The 19342-nt window shown below is 55.1% G+C and carries 23 protein-coding genes; all 23 read right to left on the bottom strand.

Annotation, left to right across the window (positions count from 1 at the left end; translation table 11 throughout):
* Positions 1-110: 110 nt before the first annotated feature.
* Positions 111-479: a chorismate mutase gene (gene aroH, locus F1379_RS14985; protein WP_150271071.1), complete on the bottom strand. Its 369-nt coding sequence runs from the start codon at positions 477-479 to the stop codon at positions 111-113.
* Positions 473-1579, bottom strand: a complete 1107-nt coding sequence (gene aroB, locus F1379_RS14980; protein WP_150271069.1) for a 3-dehydroquinate synthase — start codon at positions 1577-1579, stop codon at positions 473-475. The genes aroH and aroB overlap by 7 nt, the downstream gene beginning before the upstream one ends.
* Entirely contained in the window at positions 1579-2748 is a 1170-nt protein-coding gene (gene aroC / locus F1379_RS14975; protein WP_150271067.1) for a chorismate synthase, read from the bottom strand. Before aroC ends, aroB begins: the two co-directional genes overlap by 1 nt.
* 203 nt (positions 2749-2951) lie before the next feature.
* Positions 2952-3113: a hypothetical protein gene (locus tag F1379_RS30005; RefSeq protein ID WP_203457101.1), complete on the bottom strand. Its 162-nt coding sequence runs from the start codon at positions 3111-3113 to the stop codon at positions 2952-2954.
* Between the two features lie 108 nt (positions 3114-3221).
* On the bottom strand, positions 3222-4022 hold the full coding sequence (locus tag F1379_RS14970; protein ID WP_150271064.1) for a CheR family methyltransferase: 801 nt from the start codon (positions 4020-4022) through the stop codon (positions 3222-3224).
* Positions 4023-4048: 26 nt separating this feature from the next.
* Entirely contained in the window at positions 4049-4492 is a 444-nt protein-coding gene (ndk, locus tag F1379_RS14965) for a nucleoside-diphosphate kinase (protein ID WP_150271062.1), read from the bottom strand.
* Positions 4493-4589: 97 nt separating this feature from the next.
* Positions 4590-5558 (bottom strand): polyprenyl synthetase family protein, encoded by a 969-nt coding sequence (locus tag F1379_RS14960; protein ID WP_150271060.1) that lies wholly within the window; start codon positions 5556-5558, stop codon positions 4590-4592.
* Entirely contained in the window at positions 5555-6415 is an 861-nt protein-coding gene (locus F1379_RS14955; protein WP_150271058.1) for a menaquinone biosynthetic enzyme MqnA/MqnD family protein, read from the bottom strand. Before F1379_RS14955 ends, F1379_RS14960 begins: the two co-directional genes overlap by 4 nt.
* A gap of 3 nt (positions 6416-6418) precedes the next feature.
* A complete protein-coding gene (locus tag F1379_RS14950; protein WP_150271056.1) occupies positions 6419-7021 on the bottom strand; it encodes a UbiX family flavin prenyltransferase in 603 nt (200 codons plus the stop codon).
* Positions 7018-7893: a UbiA-like polyprenyltransferase gene (locus tag F1379_RS14945; protein WP_150271054.1), complete on the bottom strand. Its 876-nt coding sequence runs from the start codon at positions 7891-7893 to the stop codon at positions 7018-7020. The genes F1379_RS14950 and F1379_RS14945 overlap by 4 nt, the downstream gene beginning before the upstream one ends.
* The gene (locus F1379_RS14940; RefSeq protein ID WP_150271053.1) at positions 7886-8638 is read right to left on the bottom strand and encodes a demethylmenaquinone methyltransferase; all 753 of its coding nucleotides are present in this window, start codon (positions 8636-8638) and stop codon (positions 7886-7888) included. Before F1379_RS14940 ends, F1379_RS14945 begins: the two co-directional genes overlap by 8 nt.
* 3 nt (positions 8639-8641) lie before the next feature.
* Positions 8642-9511: a heptaprenyl diphosphate synthase component 1 gene (locus tag F1379_RS14935; RefSeq protein ID WP_150271049.1), complete on the bottom strand. Its 870-nt coding sequence runs from the start codon at positions 9509-9511 to the stop codon at positions 8642-8644.
* A gap of 113 nt (positions 9512-9624) precedes the next feature.
* Entirely contained in the window at positions 9625-10164 is a 540-nt protein-coding gene (locus F1379_RS14930) for a hypothetical protein (protein WP_150271047.1), read from the bottom strand.
* Positions 10165-10366: 202 nt separating this feature from the next.
* Positions 10367-10615 (bottom strand): trp RNA-binding attenuation protein MtrB, encoded by a 249-nt coding sequence (gene mtrB, locus F1379_RS14925; protein WP_150271044.1) that lies wholly within the window; start codon positions 10613-10615, stop codon positions 10367-10369.
* Between the two features lie 141 nt (positions 10616-10756).
* Positions 10757-11029 carry an HU family DNA-binding protein gene (locus F1379_RS14920; protein ID WP_150271042.1) on the bottom strand — a complete coding sequence of 91 codons (273 nt, stop codon included), beginning with the start codon at positions 11027-11029 and terminating at the stop codon, positions 10757-10759.
* Between the two features lie 340 nt (positions 11030-11369).
* A complete protein-coding gene (gene spoIVA, locus F1379_RS14915; protein ID WP_150271039.1) occupies positions 11370-12848 on the bottom strand; it encodes a stage IV sporulation protein A in 1479 nt (492 codons plus the stop codon).
* A gap of 349 nt (positions 12849-13197) precedes the next feature.
* The gene (locus F1379_RS14910) at positions 13198-13566 is read right to left on the bottom strand and encodes a 2Fe-2S iron-sulfur cluster-binding protein (protein WP_150271037.1); all 369 of its coding nucleotides are present in this window, start codon (positions 13564-13566) and stop codon (positions 13198-13200) included.
* 15 nt (positions 13567-13581) lie between these two features.
* Entirely contained in the window at positions 13582-14205 is a 624-nt protein-coding gene (locus F1379_RS14905; protein ID WP_150271035.1) for a hypothetical protein, read from the bottom strand.
* Between the two features lie 208 nt (positions 14206-14413).
* Entirely contained in the window at positions 14414-14689 is a 276-nt protein-coding gene (locus F1379_RS14900) for a stage VI sporulation protein F (RefSeq protein WP_150271033.1), read from the bottom strand.
* 65 nt (positions 14690-14754) lie between these two features.
* Positions 14755-15795 carry an NAD(P)H-dependent glycerol-3-phosphate dehydrogenase gene (locus F1379_RS14895; RefSeq protein ID WP_150271032.1) on the bottom strand — a complete coding sequence of 347 codons (1041 nt, stop codon included), beginning with the start codon at positions 15793-15795 and terminating at the stop codon, positions 14755-14757.
* Entirely contained in the window at positions 15788-16405 is a 618-nt protein-coding gene (gene plsY / locus F1379_RS14890) for a glycerol-3-phosphate 1-O-acyltransferase PlsY (protein WP_150271029.1), read from the bottom strand. The genes F1379_RS14895 and plsY overlap by 8 nt, the downstream gene beginning before the upstream one ends.
* A gap of 12 nt (positions 16406-16417) precedes the next feature.
* Entirely contained in the window at positions 16418-17743 is a 1326-nt protein-coding gene (der, locus tag F1379_RS14885; protein ID WP_150271027.1) for a ribosome biogenesis GTPase Der, read from the bottom strand.
* 149 nt (positions 17744-17892) lie between these two features.
* A complete protein-coding gene (rpsA, locus tag F1379_RS14880; protein WP_239004679.1) occupies positions 17893-19239 on the bottom strand; it encodes a 30S ribosomal protein S1 in 1347 nt (448 codons plus the stop codon).
* Positions 19240-19342 lie beyond the last annotated feature (103 nt).

Below are 19342 nucleotides of genomic sequence, written 5' to 3'. Positions count from 1 at the left end.
TCTTCTCAGCTATACTCATCTCAACTAACTAAACTCATACTTCACTCGGCTAAATTCACTATACCTGATCTTTGCAGCAATTGGCAACCCTCTTACGGCAAATTAAGCAATTATGCCTGTGTCAGATCAGGACGCAGCTTCTGCGCTTCGTTCAGATAGACATGGCGGATCTCCTTCTGGGACTTCTCCGTATTGACATGAATCATCAGACGGATGCAGCGCGGAAGGCTGCCCTTGACCGGAACCTCAATGGCACACATCAGCGGCACCAGCTCCCAGCCTTCAATCTCACGGATGGCCCGCGCGGGAAAAGCCGCATCCAGATCGGTCGTGAGCGTTATCCACACACTGCATATATCTTCGGCTGCAAGCTCATTGCGTTGAACGAGCTCCCGCAGCAGCACAACGGTTTCCCGCAAAATCTCCTGTTCTTCATTATTCACAACGGTTGTTGCACCGCGAATTCCCCGGGTTACCATGAGCTTCCCTCCTTCTTGAGCTGTGCGATGACTTCGCGAACATCCTCCTGACGTATATCGTCAACAATGCTGACGGCACCGATGGAATCCGGCACAATAAAGGTCATCTTGCCTTCCTTGAACTTCTTGTCATGCATCATCGCTTCCATCAGCGCCTCTTCGCTGTACGTCTCAGGCAGCGCTACAGGCAGGCTGAGTGCGCTCAGCATGGCAACAGTATCGGTATAGATGGTCTCGTCCCTGCCGAGCCTGCTGGCCAGAAGAGCCGCCCCGGCCATGCCGATGGCAATCGCTTCACCATGGAGAAAGGCCCCGTATCCGCCCACCGCTTCGATGGCATGTCCGATGGTATGCCCTAAGTTCAGAATGGCCCGCTGGCCATGCTCGCGTTCATCGCCGGCAACTACAGCCGCCTTGACGGCGCAGCCGCGCTCCAGAGCGTAGCCCAGCGCTTCTGGCTGCAGTGCAAGCAGCTCTGAAGCATGTTCAAGGCACCAGTAGGCAAATTCCCGGTCCAGAATAAGACCATGCTTCACCACCTCGGCCAGTCCTGAAGCCACCTGCCGCGGCGGCAGCGTCTGCAGCGTATCGAGATCATACAGCACCAGCGCCGGCTGATAGAATGCGCCGACCATATTCTTTGCCAGCGGGTGGTTCACCGCGACCTTGCCGCCGACACTGCTGTCATGGGCGAGAATCGTGGTCGGAATCTGCACAAAGCCGATACCGCGCATATAGGTAGCAGCCACGAATCCGGCCAGATCCCCCACGACACCGCCACCTAGAGCCAGGACCGCCGAGCGGCGGTCCAGACCGCCCTTGATGGCGGTGGTCATCACTTCTTCATAAACGGTGAGCGATTTGGAGGCTTCACCTGACGGGAAAACATGGCTGACAACGGTATATCCCGCCGCCTTAAGCGAAGCTTCCACGGTCGCCAAATACAGCGGCGCCACCTCACTGTCGCTGACGACAAGCAGCGGACTCCGCTGCGGATAACCCGCTTCGCGGCACAGCCCGCCGATCTGCGGCAGCAGCCCGCTGCCGATCAGGATCGGATAGGAGCGTTCCTCCAGCTCCACTGTAATGCTGCGCGTCATTAGTAGCTCTCCAGCTGGGCCAGATAGTTATTGTAGTTGGCCCGGATTTCTTCCATCGAATCACCGCCGAATTTATCGAGGAACGCTTTGGCGATCTCCCAGGCGACTACATTCTCCAGCACGACACAGGCTGCCGGAACGGCGCAGGCATCGGAGCGTTCCACCTGAGCGGTGAACGGCTCCTTCGTATCAATATCCACGCTTTGCAGTGGCTTGTACAGGGTGGGAATCGGCTTCATCACGCCGCGGACAACCACCGGCATTCCGTTGGTCATGCCGCCTTCAAAGCCGCCCAGGCGATTGCTGGCCCGGTAATAGCCGCGGGATGCTTCGTACATGATCTCATCATGTACCTGCGAGCCGCGCAGCTTGCCGGCTTCAAAGCCGATACCGATCTCCACGCCCTTGAAGGCGTTGATCGACATGACCGCGCCGGCGATGGCACCATCCAGCTTGCGGTCCGATTGCACATGGCTGCCAAGGCCGACAGGCAGCCCTTCAACGATGCATTCCACAATGCCGCCGATGGAGTCGCCTTCCTCCTTGATCTTGTCTATGTAAGCTTCCATCTTGCGCTCGGTTTCCTTATCCACCACGCGTACAGAGGATTCTTCCGTCAGCTTGATCAGCTCGTCGACCGGCAGATCGTTGGCCGGAGCCTCAATCTCGCCGATGCGGATGACCTGTCCGGCAATCTTGACACCGAAGGCGGCGAGAAGCTGGCGCGCCACCGCGCCAACGGCTACCCGCGCGGCCGTTTCACGTGCGCTGGAGCGCTCCAGCACGTTGCGCAGATCCGTCAGATTGTATTTGAGCCCGCCGTTCAGATCGGCATGTCCGGGCCGCGGACGGTTCACCCGCCGGCGCTCCTCATCGCTGCCGGGAACCGGCTCGATGTTCATGATGTTTCTCCAGTGTGTCCAGTCCTTGTTCTCGACCACAAGGGCTACTGGAGCACCGGTTGTGTAGCCGTGGCGGACACCGCCAACGATCTGTGCTGTATCTTTCTCGATCTGCATCCGGCGGCCGCGTCCGTAGCCCTTCTGCCGGCGCAGCAATTGGAAATTAAGCTCTTCAAAATCAAGGGTCAAATTGCTGGGCAATCCTTCAATAATGGCTGTAAGCTGGGGGCCGTGCGTTTCCCCCGCCGTCAAATAGCGTAAACTCATGCTGCGTTCCCCCTTCTCACTTTCAAACTGTAAACCGCTAAAATGTAAAACTCTTTGCTCATTATAGTATAGGCGGCCGTATTTTGACAAGAAAGGTCAGGTAACCGTTCAAGCCAAGATTCGGATACAAAGAAGCAGCGCCGCCCGACTCTTTCGAGTAAGGCGGCGCTGCCGGTTGCCTCACGGGGGTATTCCCCTTCACCCTAGCTGCTGACTCTGCGGCTTCGCGGCTCGCTGCTGGCACTAGTCTCCGTAAGCTCCAGCAGGCTTCTCAGCTCCAGCTCACCGATACCGAGAAGCTGCCCGCATTCACGGAAGTTAACAATGCCGCGCCTGTAAGCCGCGATCACCTTGCTTTTGTCCATCGGTTATAACAACCTTTCACATAGATGACATGTACATATCCCCAGTATCGCTGACAGAAGGGAAAAGTATACGCATCCATGGCTGCAAGGACACCATACGGCCACAGCTTATTTCTTACGGTAAAAGAATGTCTCCGTCGATTCGAACCCGTATTGCGCCGGGGTAAAGATCTGCTCCGTGCTGCCTACGAACAAATATCCTCCCGGACGCAGGCTGGCAGAGAATTTATGATACAGCTTGTTCTTCGCTTCCTCGGTGAAATAGATCATGACATTGCGGCAGATAATGAGATCGAAGCCTTCATCGAATTTGTCGAGCAGCAGATTCTGCTTGCGGAAGTCAATGCTCTTCTTGAGCGTTTCGCTGACCTTGAACATCGGTCCTTCCGGGGCAAAGTAGCGGGCGGCGACATCCTTCGGCACATCCTTCAGCGAGCGTTCCAGATACAGGCCCTGCTTCGCTTTGGCCAGCGCCCCGTCATCGATATCGGTGGCCAGAATGCCGGTCTGGGTCAGCAGATTCTTGTCCGAGAGGATCATCGCCAGCGTATAAGGCTCTTCACCGGTCGAGCAGGCGGCGCTCCACAGCTTCAATCTGCGGCCGTTCTTGGTCAGCTCCGGCAGAATCGTATCGCGCAGCACCTCCCAGCGGTTCGGGTTGCGCCAGAATTCCGAGACATTGATCGTCATGCGGTCCAGAAACTCGTAAAAGAGCGCCTTGTCCTTCATCATCGCCGCATAAAATTCGGAGAACGAATGATAGCCGTTCTTCATGCGGAGCGTGGTGAGCCGCCGCTTCATCTGCGCTTCCTTGTACTGTGCGAGATCGATGCCGGTGCTCTTGTTGATGTTATGAATAAATCCGGCGTAATCCGGGTCCGGTGCTGCAATCGGTTCACGTTCAGCCATAAATCCCCCTGCTTCCCGCCGTGGACTTACATCCAGGCTGCAATGTCTTTGTTGTACTGGCATAGTTCTTCGGGAGCGAAAAAGTTGGCGATTTCGCGTTCCGCGCTTTCCGGTGAATCCGAGCCGTGGATCAGATTAAGCGGCGTGTGGCTGGCATAATCGCCGCGGATCGTCCCCGGCAAAGCTTCGCCAACCTTGGTCTTGCCGATCATGAGGCGGGTAAGCGCCACGACGTCGTCGCCCTCCCAGACCATGGCGAACACCGGTCCGGAGGTGATGAAGCCGACAAGCTCCGGGAAGAAAGCCTTGCCTTCATGCTCTGCATAATGGCGCTTTGCCTGCTCCTCGGTCACCTGAATCAGCTTGGCGCCGATCAGCTTAAAGCCCTTGTCCTCCAGGCGGGCGACAATACGCCCGATCAATCCGCGCTGAACGCCGTCAGGCTTGATCATCAGATACGTTTTTTCCATTCGTCACTCTCCACTTTCCCTGATTCAGGATTATTATTTTCTGATCTTATCAGAAACCCGGCCGTCTGTGAACGCCAAACCTGCAAGATTTTCTTCGTTAATACGCCCGGCCTGTTACAAAAAAAGCGATCTCGCGCAAATTCCGCTTCATCCGGTTATGCGGCAGCTGCTCCAGCGCATGGAGCGCCTTGTCGATATAACGCGTAGACAGCGCTTCCGCCCTGGCGATTCCGTCGCCGGACAGAATCAGATCGACCGCCCGTGCGCCGTCGCTTGCGCCTTCACGGACCCGTGCCAGCTCCTCCAGCAGCCGTGCACGCAGACGCTCGTCCTCCAGCGAATAAATGACGGGCAGGGTGATATTTCCCTGCCGCATATCGCTGCCCGGCGGCTTGCCGATCTGCTTCTCCGTGCCGGACAGGTCCAGCAGGTCATCGCGGATCTGGAAGGCCATCCCGACGTTGTAGCCGTAATTGTACAGCAGCCGGGCCGTTTCTGCCGGAGCATCGGCAGCAAGCGCCCCGAGCTGGCAGCTGATTGCGATAAGCAGCGCCGTCTTGCGGCGGATGCGGCGCAAATAATGGCGCACACTCTGTTCGCTGTTGAAGAAATCGCGGATCTGCTCCATCTCGCCGATGGACATCTCCACCATGGCTTTGGACAGAATCTGGTGAATGCGCGGATTCTCCAGCTCGGCGATCATCACCAGCGCCTTGGCATAAATATAATCCCCGGTGTACATGGCGATTTTATCATCCCACTTCGCCTTGACGGTCGGTTCGCCGCGCCGCAGCTCTGCGTCGTCAATGACATCGTCATGGACCAGAGAGGCGCTGTGGATCAGCTCCAGGGGAATCGCCACCCGTTTCAGCTTCTCCAGATCGTATTGGCCGAATTTGCCGCCCATCAGCACAAAGACCGGCCGCAGGCGTTTGCCGCCGGCCTTGAGCAGATGCAGCGAGGTCTCGGTCAGAAGATCATCCCCGCCTTCTACAATGCGGTAGAGCTCTTGCTCAATCCGGTCCATATCCTTGCTCAGCAATCCGAACATTTGCATTCGTTTCATTCTTTCACCCGTGTCAGCAGATTCGATTCCCAGAGCTCCAGCCGAACTTCCCGCGGCAGCAGGCCAAGTTCATAGGCGTAGCGGAAATAAAGACTGAGGCCTTCCTGCTGCCTTTCCCCAAATTCATAGCATAGATTGCGGAAATAGCTCTCCCAATAGGCGGCAGTGCCGCCGATCTCGGAACAGGCCGCAAGGACAATGGGCCGAAGCTCCGCCACTCCGCGCTCCTTACTGCGGATTAACGCCTCGGCTATAGCCGCCAGCTCCTTAGGACGTTCCGTTGCAGCCTGCCTGTTCACCGCCCATACGGCAAAGGTCATACTGCAGCCGGTCCACTCCTTCCAGAGCTGACCCAGATCGGTAACGATATAGCCCTGATCCTGCCAGGAGGCGCGGATTGCGTGATCGCCGATCAGCAGGCAGGCGTCTGCTTCCGCCATCATGTCGTCCAAATCCGGATCGGCGCTTACATACTCAGGCTGGACGCCGAAGGCTTTTGCCATAATAATCTTCAGCAGGTTAACCGAGGTCGCCGAGGTGTTCGTGACTGCAATCCTTCCATTCCCGAGGCTTGCCGCTGGTACTCGGGAGAATAGCAGGATTGAATTCACACGCCCCTCCGCACTGACGGATAAATCAGGCAGCAGCAGCAGCTTGTCGCTGGATGCCGCATAGGCGAAGGAAGACAACGCACCGACATGGATGGTGCCGTCAGCCATCCCCCGGTTCAACACAGCCGGTACTTCGCTGACCAATGTTGCGGGAATGCCGAGTTCTGCGGGGTGGAAATGGTGAAAAACCGGCCAGGAGTTAGTGTAGCTGATTTTGCCGATTACAGTAGGCTCTGATAGTTCCATTCTTTATTCCCCCCATCTGCGAAATAAATGATGCTCAATCCCCAGGCTGTCCAGCACTTTGCCGACCATGAAATTAACAAGATCGTCCATAGACGTCGGTCCCTGATAGAACGCCGGCATAGCCGGGATCAGCTTCACCCCGAGCCGGGACAGCTTCAGCATATTCTCCAGGTGGATGGCATGCAGCGGCGTCTCGCGCGGCACCAGCAGCAGGGGCCGTCCTTCCTTCAGCATCACATCGGCGGCCCGTGTCATCAGGTTATCGGAGGTGCCGTTAGCTATAGCAGACAGTGTGCCCATGGAGCAGGGCATGATAATCATCCCCGCCGTCCGGAACGAGCCGCTGGCAATGGACGCCCCGATATCCTGCACAGGGTGATAAAGCAGAGAACCGGGATAGCCCTTGAACTGTTCGTTCAAGAAGCCTTCCCGGTCAGTGACGGCATAACCCAGCTCTTCCTTGAACACACGCCAGCCAGCCTGGCTGACGACCAAATGCACCGTATGTCCCTGCGCAAGCAGCGTCTCCGTCAACCGGATGCCATAGATTGCGCCGCTGGCTCCGGTGATGCCGACTACAAATTTTTGTCCGTTCGCTGTCGTCATTTGGAGAATTGCACCACCAGGTCAATCAGGGTAAACGAGAACACCACAATGCTAAGCACGCCGTTCATCGTAAAAAAAGCGGTCTGCAAACGGCTCAGGTCGCTTGGTGAAACAATATGATGCTCATAAAAAAGAATAAGATAAGCGATAATCATACCGGCCACGTACCACCAGCTCAAATCGGTCATAAACAGCAGCGAAATGAAGCCGATGCCGGTCAATAAATGGAATATCTTGGCGATAAGCAGCGCACGCGGTACGCCGAAGCGTGCCGGAATGGAATGCAGCCCTTCCTTGACATCAAACTCGACATCCTGGCAGGAGTATATCACATCGAAGCCCGCGGTCCAGAACACGATGGTAAAGTAAAAGACCATGGCGGTCCAGTCCACGTTGCCGGTAACGGCAACCCAGCCGCCCAGCGGCGCCAGTGCGATGGTCAGGCCGAGGATCAGATGGCAGGCCCAGGTAAAGCGCTTCGTAAAGGAGTAAAAGACCAGTAAGAAAACGGCGATCGGCAGCAGCTTGGCCGACAGAGGATTAAGATTGAACGCCGCCCAGAATAGCAGGAAAAATGAGATAGCGATAAAAATAATAACTTCGCCGACCTTGAGCAGTCCAGCGGGAATGGCCCGGCCGGCCGTGCGCGGGTTCTTGGCGTCACTGACCCGGTCAATCAGCCGGTTAAGGCCCATGGCCGCACTGCGTGCGCCGAACATCGCCATAATAATCCAGCCGATCTGCGCCCAGGTCGGGAGTTCGCCGGACATAACCACCGAGCCCAGCACCGCTCCCATAAAAGCAAACGGCAAGGCAAACACCGTATGCTCAAACTTGATCATTTGCAGAAAAACACCGACTTTTTTAAACATTACAGTTCTCCTTGAACCCAATATGTAAAGCCGCGATGCCTCCGGTCAAGGGGTAGGCCTCCACTTGCTTCAGTCCCGTATCACGGAAAATCGCTGCCAGCTGCTCTCTGTCCGGAAACATGGCCAGCGACTCGGGAAGCCACTTATATTGCTCGTAGCGCTGCGCAAACAGCTTGCCGAGCAGCGGCAGCATTTTGCGGAAATAGAAATAATAAATGCCTTTAAACGGCTGGCTCATCGGCTTGGACAGCTCCAGGCATACGACCATGCCGCCGGGCTTCACCACCCGCTTCATCTCGTTCAGCACGCGGACAGGGTCCGGCACGTTGCGCAGACCAAAGCCGATGGTGGCGTAATCAAAGGAATTGTCGCCGAAGGGCAGCTCCATCGCATTGCCCTGCACCAGCGAAATCCGCTCCGACAGCCCAGCCTCTTCTACCTTGCGCCGTCCTACCTCCAGCATGCTTGCGCTGAAATCCAGCCCCATCACGCAGCCGGTCTGGCTGGCCTCCGCCAGGGCGATGCTCCAGTCACAGGTGCCGCAGCACAAATCCACCGCCGAATCACCGTGCTTCATCCCCATCTTCCGCATTGCAAATTTCCGCCAGGCCTTGTGCCGGCGGAAGCTGAGAATATCGTTCATCAGATCGTATTTGCCGGCGATGCTTTCAAACACGGAATGTACAAATTGTTCCTTCGGTTTGACGCCCGCCTCTGTCAAGGCGGAAGTTTTGTCTGTCGTCATGCCCTATCCCTCCACGGCCGCTTGTCCGGATATTTTCAACTGCTGAGTAAAGCGGTCAAGCGCGGTACGCAGCTCTGACGTCAGCTGCTCGTCTTTCACGCCCTGCAGAAGGTTCTGGACGGCCGCGATGGAGCTGTGCAGCTTGTCCGTCAGCATATAATCGCATTTATATTTAAGCTTCAATTTCTTCCAGTCCTTGATATCCAGACTCTGCTCCCGCAGCTGGCGGCGTTCATCCTCCGAGACGTTCTCCATCAGCCTCCAGTAGCAGTAGCCCTCGTGGCCGCTGGCGGGATCAGCACTGCTCCGCAGCTCATGGCAGACTGTCTCGCAATGGCTGAACTCTGCAAGCAGCTTCTCCCACAGCTCCTTCAGCGGTTCTTCAATCAGCGGTGTAAAAGAAAGAAACAGCCGCATATTGAGCTGTACCTTGTGCCGCAAATATTGTTCAGCGGAGAGCAGCTTCTCCTTCATCTTGCCATATACATGGGATTTCATTACGTTCAGGTCGGCAATGGCCGCACTGAGGATGCTTACCATCTCAATCCGTTCGCGCCGGGCAAGCAAATGGTAAAACCAGCTGCTGAAATAATCGCCGGCCAGGACCTTTAATTGCCGAGAGCGCATCGATGATTCCTCGCGGCCTTCGGGGGAGCGGTCAATGTTCTCATGGGTATCCAGTCCCAGTTGGACCAGTCCTGTCACCAATGCATAAAGCTCACCATCGGAGTTGTCTTCCGGACGGCCGTGATTCAGAAAAATATATAACAAATGACTACGTCCATCCGGGAAAGGCGGCAATTCCGTATGCCGCTGGATCATGTCGTAGTCTGTGTAAGGTTTCGCGATTTGCGGTATGCGGTACGGTTTCATTTCAGCCTCCGAAGCCATTGACGTTATGACTATGCCTTTGTTCACAATCTTGTCTATTATATCACATGTTTATTGCTCACGCACGGGCAGCCCTTGACCTTTCATTACCCGGATCACGGGTGGATGAACTGCTGCTTCCACAAATCGCTCTCGCTTATGCGCAGGAGCGTCTTCAGCCGTTCAGGAAGCGGATGGTCGCCGGCCTGGCGCAACTCCTCCATGAGCTGAGGGGACCATTCCGTGCGGCGGATATCACCCGCCAGCAGCAAGCGCCGGGTGCCGAGCCACTTATCTTCGGCAATAACCCGCACAAGCAGCTGTCCAACGTTTGAGGTCTCCTGGAAGGCGAACGTCATCGCCTCCGCCATGTTGTTATACAGCTCCCCGGGCGTATGATCGCTCCCTGTAACCTTCAGATCAAGCGACAGCACCCGTCCGTTCCAGCCCACACTGTCTACTGACAGCGAGAGGGGAAGGGCTGCCAGCGCATCCACCAGGTTATTATTGCCCAGCACTCTATCATCTGCGAAGGTAGCCTCCGCCACGCCTCTGTGGCGGTGCTGCGCGGCTTCCAGCTCCGCGAGCTGCGGCAGCACCGCCGCAGACGCTGCTGCGGCCAGCATGACAATTCCAATAAGCCAGCTGCGGTTCATGCTCCACCTCCTGCTTCCAGCGTTTCCGCCGCACCCTGCGAATATACGAAAGCGCAGGATGCCTATCCTAAGTATATGGGCAGGAAGAAAGGGCTATGCCGTTCTGATCAAGAGGGTTGTTCGGGTCTGCGGGAAAGATACGGCTGTTCAAAGCGGACAGCTTCCAGCCTTTACAGTTCAAAAAAGCAGGCTGCGCCTGCTTTCAGCTCTCGCTTTCCATTTGTCCGTGCTTGCTCCAGATTTCCGCTTTACCGCGAATTTTCATTGCAGAAGTATGGTCGGTAAATTGGGCGATGAGCACTTCGCCCTTATCCAGCTTCTCCGTGTGATGAAACCGGGTATCCAGTCCCCGGGTTAATCCGATGACCTGCACGCCGTTCTCTTTGGCCTTCACCACAATATAATCGCCTCCCGCCGGAGCGGGAATGCTTCCGCTGTTCTTCTCGGCCATTTTAATCCTCCTTTATCGATTGGGTCGTTAACACTAGCATAATGGAAAAGAAGCATGCCTGCAAAAACAAATGCCGCCCTAAAAGGCGGCATTGTCGTTACGCGGAAGACTATGCTTCGGAATCGCGATATGTAGAAATCATTATTTAATTCCGTCTTTCAGTGCTTTGCCCGGTTTGAAGGCTGGCACTTTGCTCGAAGGAATTTCGATTTCTTCACCTGTTTGCGGGTTACGGCCTTTGCGTGCGGAACGTTCGCGCACTTCAAAGTTTCCGAATCCGACCAGCTGTACTTTATCCCCGTTTTGCAGGGCGCTGGAAATAGCTTCGAAAACAGCGTCTACCGCTTTGGTAGCATCCTTCTTGGGAAGTTCGGTTGCTTCTGTGACCACGTTGATCAAATCAGATTTGTTCATGTCTTTTCACCTCCTGGGTAATGTTCCGGTATCATACACTCTTTCCGTTTCAACGTAAAATATACGTGATAATCCCGTTATTACTAGCTTTCAGCGCTACTCTTCCTCGAAGCGCAACAAACTTATAGTAATACAGCCCATCCATAATTTCAAGGCGTTACGCAAAAAACAAGCATAAAGTATTACCCTTAACGGAAAAATCATCTGAAACTATTCTCTATTATTGTCAGAAAAGGTGGCTAGTAAACTAACAGAATAAAGAGAGCAGGAGTTTCTCCCGCTCTCTCTTGGCTTCATGATTCAAGCTCTTAAACAGTGGTCCTGCACCCGCTGTTACTCATTACAGGATGATCGCAATCAGTCCGCCGGAGCCTTCATTGATAATCCGTCCGAGCGTCTCCTGCAGCTTGTAACGGGCGTTGTCCGGCATCATCGCGATCTTGCCCTGAATGCCTTCGCGGACGATGGAATGCAAGGAACGGCCGAATATATCGGATTCCCAAATCTTGATCGGGTCGTTCTCGAAATCCTGCATGAGATACCGTACCAGCTCTTCGCTCTGCTTCTCTGTCCCGATGATCGGCGAGAATTCCGATTCCACATCGACGCGGATCATATGGATGGAAGGCGCAGTCGCCTTCAGCCGAACTCCGAACCGGGAGCCCTGGCGGATCAGCTCCGGTTCATCGAGCGCCATCTCAGCCAGCGAAGGAGCAGCGATGCCGTAGCCGGTCGTCTTCACCATTTCCAGCGCTTCCGAGAAGCGGTCATATTCCCGTTTGGCATGGGCGAAATCCTGCATCAGCTGCAGCAGATGATCTTTGCCCCGGATTTCTACGCCCACCACTTCCATCAGCACCTGATCGTATAATTCCTCGGGCGCGAAGAGATCAATTTCAGCCACGCCCTGGCCCATGTTCATGCCGCTAAGGCCGGCTCTGTCGATAAAATCGTAGTCGGTAAACTGGGAGACCAGACGGTCTACATCGCGCAGGCGCCGGATATCCTTGACGGTATCGCGGACGGAATTCTCATAGCTGGTCCGCAGCCAGTGGTTCTCGCCAAGCACCATGACCCAGCTTGGAAGATTGACGTTTACTTCATGGACCGGGAACTCATACAGCACCTCGCGCAGCACTCCGGTTACATCTTCCTCGGTCATATTGGCTGCACTGAGCGCCATGACCGGGATGTCGTACTTTACCGCCAGTTCGCTGCGCAGCTGCTGTGCTTCTTCACTGCGCGGCCGGGTAGAGTTGATTACCAGTACAAAGGGCTTGCCGACTTCCTTCAGCTCGGCGATCACCCGTTCTTCGGAGTCAATGTATGAGCTGCGCGGAATCTCGGCGATGGTGCCGTCTGTAGTAACGACAACGCCCAGGGTGGAATGCTCCTGGATGACCTTCCGCGTGCCGATTTCAGCCGCTTCCTGAAACGGAATCGGCTCTTCGAACCAAGGGGTCGAAATCATCCGGGGACCGTTTTCATCCTCGTAGCCCTTGGCACCTTCAACTGCATAACCGACACAATCCACGAGCCGGACATTGACCTCCAGCCCTTCAGCCACTTTGATTTGCACCGCGTTGTTGGGTACGAATTTCGGCTCTGTGGTCATGATGGTTTTGCCAGCCGCACTTTGCGGGAGTTCATCAACCGCTCTGACACGGTCTGCTTCACTGGTGATGTTGGGCAGCACAATCGTCTCCATGAAGCGTTTGATAAATGTTGATTTTCCCGTGCGAACCGCGCCGACGACGCCCAGATAAATGTCTCCGCCGGTCCGCTCGGCAATGTCCTTGAAAATATCCACTTTTTCCAAAAGAGATCCCCTCCTCATATAATCCCGAAGAAAAAATGCCTGAAGAGCATCGACTTCGCGTTCCGCCGGCAAGCTGACCCTTTCAGGGCATCCACCGGACTGCTGCCCGCCCGGGGCCCAGCGGCTGCCTTGAGAAGAGCTTATGCTCCAGCGCTAAACCCCGAATGCTCGGACATACATTTGGACTAGTATCATCATATGTAACCGGAACGGATTTAGACCTGCAGCATCCATCAATTCGGCATTTTTTCTGCCAAAGCTATCAAGAAGATGCATAGGCGGCGACGCCCGGAAAGTCTTCTCATCCATCATATGAGGGGGGAGGGCCGGCTAGAACCGGCCTTTACGCTTACCAGAGGCGATCCTCTTCGGCACTGCGTGCGGCCTCCAGCCTGCGCCGGACTGCCGCCTTCAGCGGGTCCTCGGGGACGGTGACAGTCACCGCCCCCTTAACGGCTGCCTGGCAGGCCAGCCGGACGTTCTTCTCCAGCAGGCTGCCGAGCTTGCGCCGCTCGATTTCGCCGGGCGATGCAAGCGAGGACGCCTCCTGCTCGTCCACCGTGACCTTGCACATCAGGCAGCCTGCCTTGCCGCCGCAGCGGGTAGGCAGCGTGATGCCGCCTCTGCGGGCAGCCTCCAGCACGGTGGTACCGTAATTCACAGCAACCTTTCGGCCTTCCGGCTGGAACGTTACAGTCACTTTATGTAAGGTTTGCATATGCTTATTTCCTTTCTAATTTGCTGCCTTGTCCTGGCCGGTAAGATTATTCAGGGAGGAATCCGCCAGCTCCGTCAGCCGGGGGCGCAGCATTTCATATAGTCTATGTTCGGCAAGCAATTCCTTCAGCAGCGGCAGATGTGCCGGCATATTGCTTCGCATGGCTTCTGCGATCCGGACCGCACGCTCCTGCCGGCCGCGCAGCTGGCAGCAGACCCACTCCACGGCCAGCGGTATAAGCGGCAGTGCTCCCGCCCCGGAAACATCGGCTACCGGAGCAAACGGCAGTATCCGCTGAATGTCTACACGGAACGCCCCTGTGCTCCAGATGCGGAAGCCGCTTATAAGCTCCACCTGGATTCCGCCGATGAAGAACCGGCTGCGCAGCGAGAAGCAGTCACCGCTGTCATCCTCCAGCGGGGCCTGATCCAATGAATAGCGGCCAAGCTTGGCACGCAATCTGTCTGCACTATCCAGATCGCTGTAGAGATCAACATCTCGGGGTGGCGATTTCAGGTCGACTCCTTGCAGCATTTGCCCGCAGCTGCCGCCCAGCAGCCATGCCGGCACACCCTCCTGCACGGGCACTTCAAGACATTGCGATATGACGCCAAGCGCACTTATCAAGCTATGAGACATTTGCCTGCCTGCCATAGACTCACATCCGTTTCCACAGAATGCAACGCGCTACAAATCTTCCAGTTATGTATGAACTTACATCTTGAGCTTGCGAATATTATAGCCTAATACCTGCGACCTAATAAAGCTCGAATTACAGTCACAGCAAACAGCCGGTGAATTCAGCGATTCACCGGCTGTCTACCCTGATCGCCGAAAGCTGCGGCGACTATTTTTTCATCATCATTTTCATTAAGGACTCCATGGTGCCCAAGTTGGCACCGCCTTTTTTGACTGCATTGACAATTTCCTGCACCGTCGTTTCACTGACCGGCACCTTGGCCATCGCCGATACCTGCTTGATCAATTGGCGGAGCTGGGCTTCATTCTGCATCGTTCCCGGCTTAACCGTGCCGGCAAGCTTCTTGACTGCACCCGGAGTAATATTTTTGCCCGTTTTTTTGTTGATGGCATTCAGCGCATCCTTGGAGAAATCTTTGCTCACTGTTCATCCCTCCTCCGTCAATCCCCATAACAACATATGAGAATCTCCGGCAAAAGGTGAGCAAATCAGGAATGCCACGTTTCCCAGGTTTCCTGGGAGATAGACTCCATCTCCGTCTTGCGGTCACGCGCCATCAGCGCTTCGACCGCCGCCCGCGGTGAGCGGCCCATGAAGAGTACATGGTAAATCTGGTCGGTAATCGGCATTTGGACGCCCAGCTTCTTGGCAATGGCATGGGCGGCTTGTGTTGTACGGATGCCTTCCACCACCATCCCCATCGATTCCAGCACCTCATCCAGCGCCTTCCCCTTGCCCAGCATGGAACCGGCCCGCCAATTGCGGCTGTGCTGGCTTGTCGCTGTTACCACAAGGTCGCCCAGTCCGGCGAGACCGGAGAAGGTGAGTGGATTGGCGCCCAGCTCCACGCCTACCCGGGAGATTTCGGCAAGGCCGCGCGTCAGCAGAGCCGCCTTGGCGTTGTCACCAAAGCCTAGTCCGTCGGATAAGCCTGCACCCAATGCGATAATGTTCTTAAGTGCTCCCGCCAGCTCAACGCCGACCTGGTCGCGGTTCGTATAGACGCGGAAGTCGTTGTTGATGAACAGCTCCTGTGCCGCTGCGGCACGGCCGTTTTCCCGCGCGGCCACCACAACGGTCGTCGGACACAGCCGCACGACTTCTTCGGCATGGCTCGGTCCGGAGAGCACTACAACGCTCTCTTCCCTGCAGCCGAGCTCTTCGGAAATGACCTCCGACATCCGCTTCATGCTTTCAGTCTCAAAGCCCTTGGTCGCATGAAGCACCAGCATATCCTCCCGCCAGAACGGCCTCAGCGCCCGTGATACCTCCCGCATGGCTGCGGACGGGGCCACGATCAGGACCGCTTTGGTTCCCTTGACAGCGGTCTCCATATCCGTTGTGGCGATGATGTTATGCGGCAGTTCAATATCGGGCAAATAGTGGCGGTTGGTATGATGATTATTGATTTCATCGGCCTGCTCCGCCTTGCGTGTCCAAAGATATACCTCCGGATGGTTAGCCGCGAGCACGGAAGCCAGTGCGGTTCCCCAGCTTCCCGCGACCAGTACGGTTACTTTATCAGACAACGCGTTTCCCCTCCTTGGCCTTGGCGCCGATCTTGTTCTCCCGGCCCTCGCTGATCTTCACAATATTGCTGCGGTGCCGCCAGAACGCAAAGACGGCAATAACAAGACTGCCCCAGAGTACTGGCGGCGAGAAGTCAGTGAACAGCAGGAAGAGCGGCGTCAGCGCCACAAAAATCAGTGAGCCCAGTGACACATAGCGGGTAATGAATATCGAGCCGATCGCAATGATTCCGGCAAGGAGCGCAGGCCAGAAGCTAAGGGTCGCCATGACACCGATGGTCGTGGCAATGCCCTTTCCGCCGCGGAAGTGAAAGTACAGCGGCCAATTATGCCCCACAATAGCGGCAATTCCGCAGGCAACCGCAACCCAGCTGTCCGTGCCGCCGGCCCACACGCCAAGCCAGACTGCTGCAATCCCCTTCACCACATCAAGCGCCAGCACCATGATAGCCGGACCCTTGCCCATAACACGCAGCGTGTTGGTTGCCCCTGCATTGCCGCTGCCATACTGGCGGATATCAATCCCTTTAAGCAGCCTGACCAGCAGCACGCTGAAGCTGACGGAGCCCAGCAAATAGCTTACAACAATCACCAGAAGTTCAAACGCCACAACTCTTCTCCCCTAACCTTCGTTTTCGGACTTGCGCCGTGTAAAGATACGGATCGGTGTTCCCTCAAAATTGAATGCCGCCCGGATTTTGTTCTCCAGATAGCGTTCATAGGAGAAGTGCATCAGGGACGGGTCATTGACGAACACGACGATCGTAGGCGGTTTCACAGCGACTTGTGTAACGTAATTGATCCGCAGGCGCCGTCCTTTGTCTGTCGGTGGAGGATTGATGGCTATGGCATCGGATACCACATCGTTGAGCAGATGGGTCGCAATCCGCAGCGAATGCTGCTGCGCGACATGCTGCACGACCGGCAGCAGCTTCTGCAGGCGTTGCTTGGTCAGTGCAGACAGGAAGACCACCGGCGCATAAGTCATAAACAGGAAATGGTCTCGGATATTGTTCTCAAAGTGCTGCATCGTCTTGTCGTCCTTCTCGACGGCGTCCCACTTGTTGACAACGAAGATCGAGGCCTTCCCCGCATCATGCGCATAACCGGCGATGTGCTTGTCCTGATCGATAATGCCTTCCTCGCCGTTGATGACCACCAGCACAACGTCAGCCCGCTCAATGGCACGCATGGCCCGCATCACACTGTATTTTTCTGTGGTTTCATACACTTTTCCGCGTTTACGCATCCCAGCCGTATCAATGAGCACGTAACGCTGCCCGTCTTTTTCAAAAGGGGTGTCGATCGCATCGCGGGTTGTCCCGGCGATATCGCTGACAATTACCCGTTCCTCGCCCAGAATTGCATTGACCAGGGATGATTTGCCCACATTTGGCCGCCCGATCAAGGCTACGCGAATGACATCCTCGTCGTATTCCTCATCGGTTTTGTCGGGGAGACGTTCAGTTACCGCGTCGAGCAGATCGCCGATGCCGGTGCCGTGGCTACCGGAAATACCAATCGGATCGCCGATGCCCAGACTGTAAAATTCATAAATATCTTCTGCACGTTTCATATTATCCACTTTATTGACGGCGAGCACGACCGGCTTGCCGGACCGGAACAGAATTTGCGCCACTTCCTCGTCTGCGTTCGTAAGGCCGCTCTTGGCCTCACACATGAAGACGATCAGATCGGCCTCTTCAATGGCCAGCTCCGCCTGGACGCGGATCGACTTCAGAATAAAGTCGTCACCGTCTATTTCAATGCCTCCGGTGTCGATGACACTGAAGGATTTGCCGTTCCAATCGGATACGCCGTAAATCCGGTCGCGTGTAATCCCCGGTTTATCTTCTACTATCGCCAGCTTATCGCCAATCAGCCTGTTAAAGATCGTCGATTTGCCGACGTTAGGCCTCCCTACAATTGCTACAACGGGTCTTGCCATAGTCATTCCTCCTGTCATTGGTACCTAAATCATCATAGCAAAAAATCAATCACTTGAACAACTAATGTAAAACACAATCGGCGAACCCCCAATCGGGAGTTCGCCGATACCTTTACCTCTTATGCAAAAAGGAAAGCTTGCCTAAGGGATTAGTTATTGCCCTTGAATTTGTCCAGCTTGTCGCCGAAACGTTCAGCCAGCGTGAAGCTGAGTCCTTCGTTGCTGAGCGATACGTTAGGGTTGTTCAGGACTTCTTTAGGTGCCTTGTCTCTGCTGGAGCTGCGTTCGCGTTCTGGTCTAGGAGAAGGAGCTGGCGCTTCTTCGGTTTCCTTGATGCTCAGGCTTACGCGCTTCTCGGACGGATTGAAGTCCAGCACTTTGACCTGAACTTCCTGGCCTTCCTTCAGCACTTCATGCGGAGTGCCGATATGCTTGTGGGAGATCTGGGAAATATGCACCAGACCTTCTACACCAGGGAACAGCTCAACGAATGCGCCGAAGTTCACGAGACGCTTCACTTCACCGGTCACGATATCGCCGATGTTGATCTTGCCGGCTGCGGAATCCCACGGACCAGGAGTTGCCGCTTTGATGCTCAGGCTGATCTTGCCTTTTTCCGGATCGACTTTCAGTACTTTAACGCGTACCTTTTCGCCTTCGGATACAGCATCAGCTGGCTTGTCGACATGGGTCCAAGCGATTTCGGATACATGCACCAGACCGTCTACACCGCCGACATCAACAAAGGCACCGAATTGGGTCAGGCGTTGTACTGTACCCTCGATGATTTGTCCTTCGGACAGCTCGGACATAATCTTCTGCTTGTTGGCTTCGAATTCAGCTTCCAGCACTTCTTTGGCGGAAAGAATAACCTTGCTGTTCTCACGGTCGAGTTCTTTCACTTTCACGCGCAGCGTGCGGCCTTTGTAGTCGCTGAAATCTTCAACGAAATGACGTTCCACCATCGAAGCAGGAATGAATCCGCGTGCACCGACATCGGCAACCAGACCGCCTTTAACAACGTCGGCCACAGTAACTTCGAACGCTTCCTGCGAAGCGAAGTACTTCTCGAGGTCTTCCCAGGATTTCTCGCTGTCAATAGCGCGCTTGGAGAGCACGAGGCTTTCTTTGTTGTCGTTGATGCTGACTACCTTACATTCCACTTCTTGTCCGACTTCAACTGCTGCCGCAGCGTTGTCGATTTGTACGGAAGACAATTCGCGAATTGGAATAACGCCGTCGTATTTATATCCAATGCTTACATAAGCTTGGTTATCTTCGATTTTGACGATTGTTCCTTTCACGGTATCGCCTTTTTTCAGAGAAATGATCTCCAATCCTTCTTGGCTTGTTACTTCTTCTTCGCTGTCCTGAGCTACTTCAGCGGCTCCGGCAGTTTCTTCGTTTACAGCTGCTTCCACAGTTTCCGTTGTTTCTACGGTTTCGCTGTTCTCAGCATTCACCGCAGCTTCCTGGTTTCTTGTTTCTTCAGACATGTGATTACCCTCCTCGATTCAAAACCCCATTTATTTAAACCCGCGTAAGAGCAGGGTTCAAAACAATCAAAAAAATTATGTTCTTGGCCTTGCAATTTAGTAT

Source organism: Paenibacillus tepidiphilus (assembly GCF_008635795.1).
GTDB classification, from domain to species: Bacteria; Bacillota; Bacilli; order Paenibacillales; family Paenibacillaceae; genus Paenibacillus_AQ; species Paenibacillus_AQ tepidiphilus.
The sequence above is the reverse complement of the archived record's forward strand: the minus strand, read 5'-3'. Positions and strand labels throughout refer to the sequence as shown.